Source organism: Streptomyces sp. NPDC007346, assembly GCF_040703535.1.
Lineage (GTDB): Bacteria > Actinomycetota > Actinomycetes > Streptomycetales > Streptomycetaceae > Streptomyces.
On the sequence record NZ_JBEYKR010000169.1, the window covers coordinates 1 to 14,207 of the forward strand.

Annotated in this window: 11 protein-coding genes; 5 read left to right on the plus strand and 6 right to left on the minus strand. The window is 72.9% G+C overall.

What is annotated here, in order from left to right:
* Positions 1–174: 174 nt before the first annotated feature.
* The 4 genes from AB0917_RS29950 to AB0917_RS29965 form a co-directional block, all read right to left on the minus strand.
* Positions 175–549, minus strand: coding sequence for an RNA polymerase-binding protein RbpA (locus tag AB0917_RS29950; RefSeq protein WP_003959706.1), 375 nt, complete (start codon positions 547–549; stop codon positions 175–177).
* Positions 550–815: 266 nt separating this feature from the next.
* A complete protein-coding gene (locus tag AB0917_RS29955; RefSeq protein WP_366822809.1) occupies positions 816–2,189 on the minus strand; it encodes an MFS transporter in 1,374 nt (457 codons plus the stop codon).
* Positions 2,190–2,235: 46 nt separating this feature from the next.
* A complete protein-coding gene (locus AB0917_RS29960) occupies positions 2,236–3,000 on the minus strand; it encodes a glycerophosphodiester phosphodiesterase family protein (RefSeq protein ID WP_366822810.1) in 765 nt (254 codons plus the stop codon).
* Complete coding sequence (locus AB0917_RS29965; protein WP_366822811.1) at positions 2,997–3,737, minus strand: hypothetical protein; 741 nt, start codon at positions 3,735–3,737, stop codon at positions 2,997–2,999. Before AB0917_RS29965 ends, AB0917_RS29960 begins: the two co-directional genes overlap by 4 nt.
* Before the next feature lie 102 nt (positions 3,738–3,839).
* On the opposite strand from AB0917_RS29965, the gene AB0917_RS29970 reads away from it, so the two are divergent.
* Positions 3,840–5,339, plus strand: a complete 1,500-nt coding sequence (locus AB0917_RS29970) for a PLP-dependent aminotransferase family protein (RefSeq protein ID WP_366822812.1) — start codon at positions 3,840–3,842, stop codon at positions 5,337–5,339.
* Positions 5,340–5,355: 16 nt separating this feature from the next.
* Here AB0917_RS29970 and AB0917_RS29975 read toward each other — a convergent pair whose 3' ends face one another.
* Together AB0917_RS29975 and AB0917_RS29980 are read right to left on the minus strand one after the other, a co-directional pair.
* Entirely contained in the window at positions 5,356–7,014 is a 1,659-nt protein-coding gene (locus tag AB0917_RS29975; protein WP_366822813.1) for a hypothetical protein, read from the minus strand.
* A 37-nt stretch (positions 7,015–7,051) separates the two neighbouring features.
* Positions 7,052–7,246 carry a hypothetical protein gene (locus AB0917_RS29980; protein ID WP_003970432.1) on the minus strand — a complete coding sequence of 65 codons (195 nt, stop codon included), beginning with the start codon at positions 7,244–7,246 and terminating at the stop codon, positions 7,052–7,054.
* A gap of 320 nt (positions 7,247–7,566) precedes the next feature.
* On the opposite strand from AB0917_RS29980, the gene AB0917_RS29985 reads away from it, so the two are divergent.
* From AB0917_RS29985 to AB0917_RS30000, 4 genes are all read left to right on the plus strand, one after another.
* Positions 7,567–7,959: an ankyrin repeat domain-containing protein gene (locus tag AB0917_RS29985; RefSeq protein ID WP_366822814.1), complete on the plus strand. Its 393-nt coding sequence runs from the start codon at positions 7,567–7,569 to the stop codon at positions 7,957–7,959.
* Positions 7,960–8,246: 287 nt separating this feature from the next.
* On the plus strand, positions 8,247–9,665 hold the full coding sequence (locus AB0917_RS29990; protein WP_366822815.1) for a HEAT repeat domain-containing protein: 1,419 nt from the start codon (positions 8,247–8,249) through the stop codon (positions 9,663–9,665).
* A 58-nt stretch (positions 9,666–9,723) separates the two neighbouring features.
* Positions 9,724–10,296 (plus strand): DUF4240 domain-containing protein, encoded by a 573-nt coding sequence (locus tag AB0917_RS29995; protein ID WP_366822816.1) that lies wholly within the window; start codon positions 9,724–9,726, stop codon positions 10,294–10,296.
* Positions 10,297–10,358: 62 nt separating this feature from the next.
* Positions 10,359–13,955, plus strand: coding sequence for a hydantoinase B/oxoprolinase family protein (locus AB0917_RS30000; RefSeq protein ID WP_366822817.1), 3,597 nt, complete (start codon positions 10,359–10,361; stop codon positions 13,953–13,955).
* Positions 13,956–14,207: the final 252 nt, after the last annotated feature.

Here is a 14,207-nt window from a genome sequence, read left to right on the forward strand (position 1 = left end):
TTCCAACTCTGGCCGGCCTCTTGGCTCCGGCCGGCGCCCCCCCCCGCGCCCGGGCCCCCCCTCCCCCTGCTGCCGCCTGCATCCCCTCTTCTGTCGCCCCCCCCCCCGCGGCTCTTGTGCTGTGCTGTTGTCGCGCTCGGTGCGGTGGTACGCGGTGTGCGGTGGTGCTACGGGTCAGGCAGACTTCCTGCTGTCCCGTGGGTGCACGGCGATGTTCATGGCCCCGGAGCGCAGGACCGCCAGCCTCTCGGCCAGCACCTCCTCCAGCTCCTCGCGGGTACGCCGCTCCATGAGCATGTCCCAGTGCGTACGCGCAGGCTTGCCCTTCTTCTCCTCGGGGCCATCCCCGTCCACCAGGAGTGCCTGGGCGCCGCACGCCTTGCACTCCCACTCCGGCGGAATTTCCGCCTCCACCGAGAACGGCATCTCGAATCGATGTCCGTTCTGGCATGCGTACTCCACCGCCTGGCGCGGGGCCAGATCGATGCCGCGGTCCGTCTCGTAGCTGGTAACCACAAGTCGCGTGCCGCGAAGAGCTCGCTCACTCATGAATCGTGCCTCCCGGGCTTGTCGCCCACAGGACAAAATGTCGCTGTCGTCGTCATCCGGTCAACGTCCGGTCGGTGGCAAAGATTCCCGTCGCCGGTCATGCGTCGCCCGTTCGTGCCGCTGCTTTGTCTGGGTTGAGTACCCACCCTTGCCCGCTTTGTCACCTCTGGTGGGTGTTGTCACCCAACGGTTGAGCTGCTTCCACTCGCAGTAACGGTCCTCCGGGCAGGCCAAAGACGTATACTACCGGCCTTTGACTTCAACGTCTAAATCCGTTCCGGCACGGGATTGCCCGCGGCCGTGATCGCACGCCGCACCGGGACCCGCGCGAGCAGCACCGCGCCGAGGGCGAAGAACACGATCAGCGAGATGATCGCCTCCCGGTAGCTGCCGGTCAGCTGGTACGCCAGACCGAACACCAGGGGCCCCAGCCAGCTCAGACCCCGGTCGCTCATCTCGTACGCCGAGAAGTATTCCGCCTCCTTGCCGCGCGGCACCAGATGGGAGAAGAGCGAGCGGGACAGGGCCTGGCTGCCGCCCAGCACCAGCCCGATGGCCGCCGCGAGGACGTAGAAGAAGACGGGCGCGTCGGCGGGCAGCAGATAGGCGGCGACCAGGATCGCGGTCCACACGACCAGCGAGCCCAGGATCGTGCGCTTGGCGCCGTGCACCCGGGCGAGCCGGCCCATGCCGAGCGCCCCCGCCACCGCCAGGATCTGCACCAGCAGGACGGCGGTGATCAGGGTCGTCTGGTCCAGCCCCAGCTCCTCGGAGCCGTACAGGGAGGCCTGGGAGATCACCGTCTGGATGCCGTCGTTGTAGACGAGATAGGCGAGCAGGAACGAGAGCGTCAGCGGATGGCGCCGCATGTCCTTGAGGGTCGCCCGCAACTGTTTCCAGCCGGAGCCGACCGCGCCCTCGCCGTCCGGCGCCACCCGCCGGTCGCGCAGCCGGCGCAGCGGTACGAGGGTGAACGCGCCCCACCACACACCCGCCGACGCGAGGCAGATCCGTACCGCGTCGGACTCCGCGAGCCCGAAGGACTCGTGGCCGGTGTACAGGATCAGGTTGAGGACGAGGACCAGGGCGCCCGAGGTGTAGCCGAAGGCCCAGCCGCGCGAGGAGACCGCGTCGCGCTCCTCCGGCTCGGCGATCTGCGGCAGATAGGCGTTGTACAGGACCATCGACACCGAGATCGACGCGTTCGCCACGATCAGCAGGAACGCGCCCAGCAGATAGCGGTCGCCGTCCAGGAAGAACATCCCCGCGGTCGCCGCGGCACCTGTATAGGCGGCCGCCGCCAGCAGTGGCTTCTTACGTCCCGTACGGTCCGCCGCCGCGCCCACGATCGGCATCAGGATCACGGCGACCACGATGGAGGCCGAGACGGAGTACGCGAACAGCGAGCCCGCGCGCACGGGTATGCCCAGCGGGTGCACGAAGCCGTCGGGGCCGGCCGCGGCCTTGGCGATCGACGTCAGGTACGGGCCGAGGAAGACGGTCAGCACGCTGGTGGAGTAGACGGAACAGGCGAAGTCGTAGAAGTACCAGCCGTGCTGTTCGCGCCTGCGGGCGGCGGCCGGTCCGCCGCCCGGTGGCCGTCCGGCCGGATCTGCCGTTCCTGCGGTCCCGGTGCTCAACCCGCGCCCCCTCGGTTCTCGCCTGCGGACGCGGACGGGCCCGGCGTCAGGACCAGGCTCCCCGCTCGCTCAGCACCGTACGCAGCGTCTCGATGTGATCGGTCATGATGCCATCCACCCCGAGGTCCAGGAGGGCCGCCATCCGTTCGGGCTCGTTGACCGTCCAGACGTGCACCTGGAGCCCGAGCGCGTGCGCCGTACGCACGAAGCGGGCGTCGGCCACCGGGATGCCGGCCTGGCGCTCCGGGACCTGCGCGCAGACCGCCCCCGTACGCAGCGCCGCGGCGATCCCGTACGAGCGCAGCCGCAGTCCCAGGACGCCGCGCACCCCGTACGAGGTGGCCAGGCGCGGGCCCGCCAGGCGGTGCGCGCGGGCCACCCGGGCCTCCGAGAACGAGCCGACGCAGACCCGGTCCCAGGCGTCGGTCCTGCCGATCAGCTCCAGGAGGGGTTCCAGGGCCGGTTCGGCCTTGATGTCCACGTTCCACCGGGCCTCGGGGAACTCCTCCAGCAGCTCCTCGAAGAGGGGGAGGGGTTCACTGCCTCCGATCCTGGCCCGGCGCACCTCGCTCCAGGGCAGCGCGGAGATCCTGCCCCGGGCGTCGGTGACCCGGTCCAGAGTGGCGTCGTGGAAGGCGACCAGCCGGCCGTCCGCCGTGGTGTGGACGTCGGTCTCGAAGTAGCGGTAGCCCGCCGCGGCCGCCCGGCGGAAGGCGGCCGCGGTGTTCTCCGCACCCTCCGCCGCCCCGCCGCGGTGGGCGAAGGCGATCGGCGTCGCGTGGTCGAGATAGGGGTGGCGGCTCGGTTTCACTGCGGCAGTATGGCCTGCCCGGATGGAGGGGTGGCAACGGGGTCGGGTCCGGCGGGGGACGGGGCGGTGGCCGGTTCGGCGGCCGTGCCGGACGCCGGCGCCGACGGTCCGGTGGCAGCCGTCGCGGCGGGCGCGGGGAGTTCGAACACCCGCAGGAACAGCTGGGCCAGCGGGCCGATCGCCAGGGCGTACAGGACCGTACCGGCCCCCAGCGAGCCGCCCAGCAGGAAGCCGGTGACGACGACGGCCACCTCGATCGCCGTGCGGACCAGCCGGATGGAGCGGCCCGTGACCCGGTTCAGCCCGGTCATCAGTCCGTCGCGCGGCCCTGGGCCGAACCGGGCCGCTATGTAGAGCCCGGTCGCCACCCCGTTGAGCACGATGCCCAGGGCCATCACCGGGATCCGGAGCCCGAGGCCGTCGACGTCGCCGACGAGGGCGAGCGTGCCGTCCATCGCCAGGCCGACCACGAAGACGTTCGAGACGGTGCCCAGCCCCGGCCGCTGCCTCAGCGGTATCCACAGCAGCAGCACGATCGCGCCGACGATGATCGAGACGACGCCGATCGAGACGCCGGTCAGCTCCGTGAGCCCCTGGTGCAGGACGCCCCACGGCTCCAGACCGAGTCCGGCGCGGACCAGGAGCGCCGAACTCGCCCCGTACAGCGCCAGGCCGACGTACAGCTGGACCAGCCGCCGGGTGAGGTGGGTGGTGCCACGGGCGGTGGTGCTGGACACGTGTTGCCCCCTGGTGTGGTGGTAGTGGACTGCCGCATGTCACCCTGTGGCAGGGGATCGGCCACCAACCATGGCCAATTCGAGGAAGGTGGACTGATTTCGATGGCGCAGTGGACTTCGACGGTTGGGGCGGCTCAGCTCGCCCGGCAGCTCCAGGCCCAGCAGCCCCGGCCCACCGGTCCGGGCGGACGGAAGCCGCCCGCCTACCGCGCGCTCGCCGACGGGGTACGGCTCCTCGTGCTGGAGGGCCGGGTCCCGGTCGCCGCCCGGCTGCCCGCCGAACGTGAACTGGCCCTCGCCCTCTCCGTCAGCCGCACCACCGTCGCCGCCGCCTACGAGGCGCTGCGGGCGGAAGGGTTCCTGGAGTCGCGGCGCGGCGCGGGCAGCTGGACCGCCGTCCCGGCCGGGAACCCGCTGCCCGCCCGGGGGCTGGAGCCACTGCCGCCGGAGTCGCTCGGCTCGATGATCGACCTGGGCTGCGCCTCCCTGCCCGCGCCCGAGCCCTGGCTGACCCGGGCCTTCCAGGGGGCGGTGGAGGAGCTGCCGCCGTACGCCCACACGCACGGCGACTATCCGGCCGGGCTGCCCGCGCTGCGGCAGACGATCGCCGGCCGCTACACCGCGCTCGGCATCCCCACGATGCCCGAACAGATCATGGTCACCACCGGGGCGATGGGCGCCATCGACGCCATCTGTCACCTCTTCGCCGGCCGCGGCGAACGGATCGCGGTCGAGTCCCCTTCGTACGCCAACATCCTCCAGCTGATGCGCGAGACGGGCGCCCGTCTCGTCCCGGTCGCGATGGAGGAGGGCATCGGCGGCTGGGACATGAACCGGTGGCGCCAGGTGCTGCGCGACTCGGCGCCCCGGCTCGCCTATGTGGTGGCCGACTTCCACAACCCGACCGGCGCACTCGCCGACGAGCAGCAGCGGCGGGAGCTGGTCGACGCCGCCCGCTCCGCCGGGACCGTGCTGGTCGTCGACGAGACGATGACCGAACTCCGGCTGGACGCCGGCATCTCCATGCCCCGCCGGGTCTGCGCCTTCGACCCGGCCGGCAGCACGGTGCTGACCGTCGGCTCGGCCAGCAAGGCGTTCTGGGCCGGGATGCGGATCGGCTGGGTGCGGGCGGCCCCCGACGTCATCCGCTCACTGGTCTCCGCCCGCGCCTACGCCGACATGGGCACCCCGGTCCTGGAGCAGCTCGCCGTCAACTGGCTGATGGGTACGGGCGGCTGGGAACAGGCGGTCGAGATCCGGCGGGACCAGGCGCGGGAGAACCGTGACGAGCTGGTCGCGGCGGTGCGCCGGTCGCTGCCGGAGTGGGAGTTCGCGGTGCCGCGCGGCGGGCTCACCCTCTGGGTGCGCACGGGCGGCCTCTCCGGCTCCCGGCTGGCGGTGGCGGGCGAGCGCGTCGGCGTACGGGTGCCCTCGGGCCCGCGGTTCGGGGTCGACGGAGCGTTCGAGGGCTATGTGCGGCTGCCCTTCACGGTGGGCGGCCCGGTCGCGGAGGAGGCGGCGGTGCGGCTCGCGGCGGCGGTGGAGCTGGTGCGCTCCGGCGCGGGGGCGGGGGACGACGCGCCGCGCAGCTTCGTGGCCTGAGGGCCGCCCCTCCGGCTCACCCTTCGGCGATCGCCGCCTGCGCCTTGGCGAGCTGCCCGGTCGGTACGGACTTCACGGCCACCGGCACCTCGGCGGTGTCCTCGTCGCCGCGGGCGTCAGGAGCTGTGTCGGCCGGCCCGTCGGGCTCCGCGGCCGGCCGCGTGGCGGCACCCGGCCGCTGGGGCAGCACGTCGAGCACCGCCTGCCGGTGGCTCTCGCTCGTGGCGTCGTCGTACGGGTCCGGGGTCGCCGGAACCTGGAGGCGCAGGACGGGGCCGGTGCCCAGGCGGGCGTAACCCCGGCCGGCCGGGACCTCCGGCGGCGGGGTGGTGTTCGGCCCCTCGCCCAGTACGGCGGTGATCTGCTCGCGGGAGGCGGGGCCGAGGACCACCCGGGCCCGGGTGTGGGTCCGTACGGTCTCGGTCAGGGTCTCCAGGGCGTCGAACTGGTCGGCCAGGACCACGGTGACCCCGGCCGCCCGCCCGTGCCGCAGCGGCACCTGGAGCAGTTCCTGCGGGTCGGGCCTGCCGTCGGCCGCCGCGAGGTGGCCCAGGACGCCGGGGCGGTCCAGCAGGATCCAGAGCGGGCGCTTGATGTCCTCGGGGACGGGGTGGCCGCCTTGCCGGGCCCGGTTGGCGAAGATCAGCCGCCGTTCCGTCTCGTGCGCCGCCCACTCCAGGGTGGCCAGCGCCCCGCTCAGGCCGGACTCCACGGCGAGAACCCCGGTGCAGCCGAGGAGGGCGCCGTACTCGCCCGTCCCGCTGCCGTCGATCACGAGGACATCGCCCTGCTGGAGGGCCTGGAGGGCGATGGAGCGGACCAGGGTGGTGGTGCCGCTGCCGGGCTGGCCGACGGCCAGCAGGTGGGGTTCGGTGGAGCGGTTGCCGGTCCGCCAGACGACGGGGGAGGCGTCCACGGTCGTGTCGCCGTCGCGCACCGGGACGGTGCGCCGGACCGCGTCGGGGTCGGTGAACCCGAGGACGCTCTCGCCGGGGGCGGTGACGAAGCGCTGCGCGGCGATCGAGGTCGGCAGCGGGTCGAGCACGGCCATGACGAGGCGGTTGGCCTCCTCGTGCCAGGCGAAGTGGTACTCACGGCCGCGGCCCGACTTGGTGTGCAGCAGCTGCTCGATCCGGGACCGCGCGGCGGCCTCGCCGTCGGTGAAGTACGCCGGGTAGGAGATCTGGAGGCGGGTGAGCCGCCCGTCGGCGTCGAAGGCGTACCCCTCGAAGGTCTTCTCCCAGTCGCCGCCGTGGGTGAACAGCGGGTCGGGATCGTCGGGCACCGAGAAGTACGGCACGAGCGCCTCGTACAGGGCGCGCAGGCGGGTGGACTCGGCATCGTCCGGCCCGGTCCTCGCGGGGGTCCGCTCCCGCCCCTTCCACGCGGCGGCGCCCATCACCGTGATCAGGGCCAGGACCGGCCCGTACGGCACGAGCGCCACTGCCAGCACGCAGGCCGCGGCGAGGAACAGCTTGGGACCACGCCGTTCCTTGGGGGTCGCGACCCACTTCTGCCGGCCGGAGACGGCCAGCAGCCTCAGACCACGCAGGACCGTGATCAGCGGATGGAGCACATCGGTGGCGCTGTCGGCGGCCGTGCGCGCGATCTCTCTGCCGCGAGTGATCGAAGCGCTGCCGCTGTACAGAATGCGGGGGAGTGGTCGCCGGGCCACAGCTGTCTCCTGAAGGGGTGGGAGCGGTCGCGGAGCGTCAGAACTTGATCCCGCCCAGCAGACCGGCGAGGCTCGCCCCGCCTGCCGTGATGCTCGGCGCGATCGCGGTGCCGGCCAGGTAGAAGCCGAACAGCGCGCAGACGATGGCGTGGGACGCCTTGAGCCCGTCCTTCTTGAAGAACAGGAAGACGACGATGGCGAGCAGTACCACGCCCGAGATGGAAAGGATCATGAGCGGATCTCCTGGTTGAGGGGACAGTCACCATGAGTCCTTCCAGGATCACGCGAAGTATCTATACGATAAAAGGTGCAATCGAGTGAATAAGCATCATTTTCACTTGACTGGTGGAGTGCGCCCCCGGTCCGCGCGCGGTATTCCGGAGCCCGTGCCGGGCAGGATCCAACCGAGGTGATCTTTTGCCGTATCCGGGCCCGGTCATGTCCGACCCGGAGCAGTACCCTGTCGATTCACTCGTACGGCCCCGTGCCGTACACCCCCGGTCAACCACGGCGGCGACAGCCGCCGCACGGTCAAGGAAGGCGGCCCGCGCGATGAGCGAAACTCCCGATCCCGAGGTGGTCGAGCTGGCGACCAAGGTCTTCGACCTGGCCCGTGCCGGCGAGACGCGGACGCTCGCCGCGTACGTCGACGCCGGCGTCCCCGTCAACCTCACCAACGACCGGGGTGACTCGCTGCTGATGCTCGCCGCCTACCACGGGCACGCCGAAGCGGTCAGCGCCCTCGTCGCCCGCGGCGCCGACCCCGACCGGGCCAACGACCGCGGCCAGACCCCGCTGGCCGGAGCCGTCTTCAAGAGCGAGGGCGCCGTCATCGACGCCCTGCTCGCCGCGGGCGCCGACCCCGCCGCCGGGACGCCGTCCGCCCGGGACACGGCCCAGATGTTCGGCAAGGCCGACCTGCTGGAACGCTTCGGTGCCCGTTGAGACGGCGGCGGGCGCACCTGCGGGCGTGTCCGCCGAGTGGCCTGCTGACCGGTCCGTCGTAAATGTGGTCGCGGTGGCGAAATGGCTGGGTCATCATGACGTCGCGGGTCCGTTTCGGGCCACCGACGAGAGGCAGGAAGATGCTCTACACCAGGCAGAAGACGGCGGTCGGCCGATCATGTTGCTGCGCGGCCTAGGAGTGTCCCCCGGACACCCCCTCGTGCCCACCGGCACGGGGCACTGCACAGTCCCGGTTGCGTCGACAGCTTGATGTGAGGCTTTCTCCCATGTTCGATCCGTTCATAGCGCCGAGCGGCACCCTGCTCGGCCTGCTGCAGAGGGGCCGCGGCGACGGCACGCTCCACGCGCTCGCCGCGCCACGCCCCGAGGCCCTCGCGGCCCTCAACCACTGCGTCGTGAGCGATCCCCGTCACGACTGGCAGGTGGAGAGCCGCTCCCTCTACTACGCACGCCTGTACCTGGATCTCGACGGCGGCATCGAGGAGATCGAGCGCCACCTCGGTGACCCCGACGACCACACGGACACCGACGACTCCCGTACCGGCCTCGCGCTCTCCGTCCTCGGCCACCTCGCCTCCTACGGACGCGACGACGCCCTGGCGCTGCTCCGCCGTTACGCGGCCACCGGCGCCAACTGGGCCTGGGCCCTGGACGAACTCGCCCTGCGCGACGACGACGCGGGCCTGCGCTCCCTCGCCCTGCCCGTCCTGGGGCGTTTTCCGGCCACCGAGGAAGGCACCGCCGAACTCGCCGCCGCCGTACGGGACTCCTTCGAACCGCGCCCCTGGCGGCTCTGGGCCGACGACCCGCGCGAAGCGGTCGGCGCCCGGGTACGGGCCGCCACCGAACAGGGCTCGTTCGACCGCTGGCAGCGCCAGCTGCGCCCCGGCGGCCCCCGCCCCGGCTGGAGCGTCCAGGCCGTCTTCGACTGGGCCCAGCAGGCCCTGGAGCGCGGCAGCGAACTGCACGTCCCCGCGGCCCGCTGCCTCTCCGCCGTCGCAGGTCCCGAAGACCGTCCCCAGATCATCGAGGCCGCCCGCGACGGTTCCGAAGGCGCCCGCTGCGCCGCCCTGCACTACCTCGCCGAGGCGGCCGACCCAGCCGTCCTCGACCTCATCGAGTCCGCCGCCCTCAGCCCCACCCGTACGGTCGCCGACGCGGCCGTCGCCGCCTTCGAGCGGATGTGCGGGGACGACGCCGTGGAACGCGCCCGGCGCTGGGCCCGGCGCCCCGACGCCCTCGGCGCCTCCGCCGCCGGGATCCTCGCCTGCCGTGGCACCGCCCAGGACGCTCCCCAAGTCCTCGGCGCGCTGCGGGAGGCCGTACGCGGCGACGGACCCGACACCCCCCGGCTGTGGCCCCTCGTGGACGGCACCGGCCGCCTCGGCATCGCCTGCGCCGCCCCCGTACTGCGCCACGTCTACCGCGAGACGTCCTCCTCGCACCTGCGGGGCCGGGCCGCCCGCGCTCTCGCCGCCACCGACCCCTCCTTCGCGACGGGCTTCGCGGTGGAGTGCCTGTGGGACTGCGAGGAGACCACCCGCGAGGTGGCCGCCCTGCACGCCGAGACCGGAGACGTCCGCGTCGCCGAACGCCTGCGCCGCCTCGCCGCCGACCCGGCGGAGGAGGCCGAGGTGCAGACGGCGGTACGGAGCCGGATCGGGCCGGACGCACCGGCCCTCTGACCCGTTGCCGTTCCGTGGGAGGGGGGCGTTGTCAGACCCCCCTCCTACGCTTCCCACCATGGACATCGACGAGTGGTGGGGGCACGTGCGACGGGCACGTGAGGCGGCCGGGGACCGGGCGGACGACCGGGACGCTCCCGACGATCCCCTGCCGGACGCCCTCACCGACGTGCTCGCGGCCCTGGAGCCCGAGGCGATCGTCGACTTCGCCGTGACAGCGGGCGAGGTGACCGACTCCGCCTACCGGTGGCCCCTGTGGAACGCGGCCTACCTCATCGAGGGCGGCTGCGGTGACGACGGATTCATGGACTTCCGCGACGGGCTCGCCCTGCTCGGCCGGGAGGTCTTCACCCGGGCGGTGGCCGACCCCGACTCCTTGGCGGACCTGCCCGTCGTGGCCCGGATGAGCCGTGGGGAGAGCGGCTGGATCGGCTACGAGTCGCTGGAGGGGCCGGCGAAGCGGGCGTACGCACGCGCCGGGGGCGCGGCCGACGGGTTCGGCGCGGCCGTGGAGGCGGCCGACCGGGTCCGGATACGGGCCGGGGAGCCGGGCGGCGAGACCTGGGAGGCGGAGGACGCCGACGCCACGCGGCGGCACCTGCCCCGGCTGGCGGTGCTCTTCCTGGACTGACACCGGGGGCACCCGGCCGCTCTCTGCCTGCGGGCTCGCGCCCGCGGGCCCAGAATGGCGCCATGACCGGACGCTGGGAGTTCTGGATCGACCGGGGCGGCACCTTCACCGATGTGGTGGGCCGCCGCCCCGACGGCCGGCTGGTCACCCGCAAGCTCCTCTCGCACGACCCCGACCGCTACGACGACGCGGCCGTGGCCGGAATCCGCCTGCTCCTCGGCCTCGGCCCCGGCGAGCCCGTCCCCGCCGACCGGGTCGCCGCCGTCCGGATGGGCACCACCGTCGCCACCAACGCCCTGCTGGAGCGGCGGGGCGACCCGACCGTCCTGCTCATCACCGAGGGCTTCCGGGACGCGCTGCGGATCGCCTACCAGAACCGCCCCCACCTCTTCGACCGGCACATCGTCCTCCCCCAGGCCGTCCACGAGCGCGTGATCGAGGTCCCGGAACGTGTCGACGCCCGGGGGCACACCGTGCGTCCCCTCGAACTGGACCCGGTACGCGAGCAGTTGCGCGCCGCCCACGCCGACGGGGTGCGCAGCGCCGCCGTCGTCCTGATGCACGGCTACCGCCACCCCGCCCACGAGAGGGCCGTCGCGGACGCGGCCCGCGAGGCCGGGTTCACCCAGGTGAGCACCTCCCACGAGGTCAGCCCCCTGATCAGGCTCGTCCCGCGCGGCGACACCACCGTCGTCGACGCCTACCTCTCACCCGTGCTGCGCCGGTACGTCGACGAGGTCGCCGCCCGCCTGGAGGGCATCCGGCTCCTGTTCATGCAGTCCAACGGCGGCCTGCGCGAAGCCTCCCGGTTCCGTGGCAAGGACGCCGTCCTCTCGGGCCCGGCCGGCGGCGTCGTCGGCATGGTCCGCACATCGCGGCAGGCCGGACACGAGAGGGTCATCGGCTTCGACATGGGCGGCACATCCACCGACGTGTCCCACTACGCCGGCGAGTTCGAGCGGGAGCTAGGCACCCAGGTCGCCGGTGTGCGGATGCGCGCCCCGATGATGAGCATCCACACCGTCGCGGCGGGCGGCGGCTCCCTGCTCCACTTCGACGGCCGCCGCTACCGCGTGGGCCCCGACTCCGCGGGCGCCGAACCGGGCCCCGCCTGCTACCGCCGCGGCGGCCCCCTCACCGTCACCGACGCCAACCTCGTGCTCGGCCGCATCCAGCCCGCCCACTTCCCCGCCGCCTTCGGCCCCGACGGCGACCAGCCGCTCGACGCCGACCTCGTACGGGAACGGTTCGCCGCCCTCGCCGACGAGATCGGGCGCGCCACCGGGCACCGGCCGGCCGAGAGAGAAGTGGCGGCGGGATTCCTGGAGATCGCCGTGCTCGACATGGCCAACGCCGTCAAGAAGATCTCCGTGCAGCGCGGCCACGACATCACCCGCTACGCCCTCACCGGCTTCGGCGGCGCGGGCGGCCAGCACGTCTGCGCCGTCGCCGACGCGCTGTCCATCGACACCGTCCTCGTACCCCCACTGGCCGGCGTGCTCTCCGCGTACGGCATCGGTCTGGCCGACGCCACCGCGATGCGCGAGCAGTCCGTGGAGGCCGAGCTCGACGAGACCGTACGGGAGCGGGTCGAGCGGCTCTGCGCGGAGCTGGCCGACCGCACCCGGGACGACCTGCGCGCCGACGAGGTGCCCGATTCCGCGATCGGCACGCGCGCCCGCGTCCTGCTGCGGTACGCGGGGACGGACGCGGCACTCGCCGTGGCGCTGGACTCCGTGGCCGCGATGAGCGAGGAGTTCACCGCCGCACACCGCACCCGGTTCGGCTTCACGATGGACAGACCGCTCGTCGTCGAGACCGTCTCGGTCGAGGCCACGGGAACCACCGGGGAGCACGGCGCCCACCCTCCCGGCCCCGCACCCCGCGAGGGCGGCCTGCGGCCCCGCGCCACCGTGACGCTGTACGCCGAGGGGCGCGAGCAGCAGGCCCCCCTCCACCGGCGCGAGGACCTCCACCCCACCGACACCGTCACCGGACCCGCCGTCATCGCCGAGGACGACGCCACCACCGTCGTCGACCCCGGCTGGCAGGCGTCGGCCGGCACCACCGGACACCTGGTGCTCACCCGGTCCCGGCCCCGCCCGGACCGGACCGCCGTCGGCACCCGTGTGGACCCGGTGATGCTGGAGGTCTTCAACAGCCTCTTCATGGCGATCGCCGAGCAGATGGGCGTCCGCCTGGAGAACACCGCCCAATCGGTCAACATCAAGGAGCGCCTCGACTTCTCCTGCGCCCTCTTCGACGCCGACGGCAACCTGATCGCCAACGCCCCGCACATCCCGGTGCACCTCGGCTCCATGGGGGAGTCCATCAAGGAGGTGCTCCGGCGCAACGAGCACACCCTGCGCCCCGGCGACGTGTACGCCATCAACGACCCGTACCACGGAGGCACGCACCTCCCCGATGTCACCGTCGTCACGCCCGTGTTCGACGAGGGGGAACTTCAGTTCCTCGTCGCCTCGCGCGGCCATCACGCCGAGATCGGCGGCACCACCCCCGGCTCCATGCCCGCCTTCAGCCGGACGATCCACGAAGAGGGCGTGCTCTTCGACAACTGGCTCCTGGTCCGCGACGGCCGGCTGCGCGAGGCCGAGACCCGCGCCCTGCTCACCGGCGGCCCGTACCCCTCCCGCTCCCCGGACACCAACCTCGCCGACCTCCGCGCCCAGATCGCCGCCAACGAGAAGGGCATCGCGGAACTCCGGCGTATGACCGACCAGTTCGGGGCCGACGTCGTGCGGGCCTACATGGGCCACGTCCAGGACAACGCCGAGGAGTCCGTACGCCGGATCGTCGCCCGCCTCCACGACGGCAGCTTCCGCTACGAGACCGACGGCGGGGCCGTGATCCAGGTGACGCTCACCGTCGACCGGGACACCCGCAGCGCCGTTCTCGACTTCACCGGCACCTCGCCGCAGCGACCCGGCAACGTCAACGCCCCCCGCTCGGTGGTCATGGCCGCCGTGCTCTACGTCTTCCGTACGCTCGTCGGGGAGGACATCCCGCTCAACAGCGGCTGCCTGAAGCCGCTGGATGTGCGCATCCCGCCCGGCTCGATGCTCGACCCGGCCTACCCGGCGGCGACCGTCGCGGGCAACGTGGAGACCTCCCAGGCCGTCACCGGGGCCCTGTACGGAGCGCTCGGCGGCCAGGCCGAGGGGTCGGGCACCATGAACAACCTCACCTTCGGCAACGACCGCGTCCAGTATTACGAGACGGTCGCCAGCGGCTCCGGGGCGGGCGACGGCTTCGACGGCACCGACGCCGTGCAGACCCATATGACCAACTCCCGGCTCACCGACCCCGAGATCCTGGAGTGGCGGCTGCCCGTACGTCTGGAGAGCTTCGCGGTCCGGGAAGGCAGCGGGGGAGCGGGGCGATGGCACGGCGGCGGAGGCGTGGAGCGCCGGATCCGCTTCCTGGAGCCGGTCACGGTGGCGCTGCTCTCCGGGCACCGCAGGGTCGCGCCCTACGGGGCGGGGGGCGGGGAGCCGGGGGCGCTCGGCGAGCAGCACATCGAGCGGGCGGGCGGCGGCGTGGACCGGCTGGAGGGGTGCGACACCGCCGAACTGGAGGCCGGTGACGTCCTGGTGGTGCGTACGCCGGGCGGCGGGGGATACGGGCCCGCACCGGGGTAGCCCCTGGCGTTCCGGGGCTGTTCGGGAGGCGTTCCGGGTTCCTACGGGATCCGTTCGCGGACTCTTCGGCAGCCGTTCCCGGGCTCTTCGGGGGCCGTCCCCGGGCTGTTCGGGAGCCGTTCCGAGGCCGCCTGCCGCCGGTCGCATAAACGCCGTTTCGACCGTTGTCAGTGCGAGGACCTAATCTGTCCCTCGTGACTTCGCCTGCCGACACGGAAAACGCTGCGCCGCAGCTCAGCGCGGGGCCGAGGC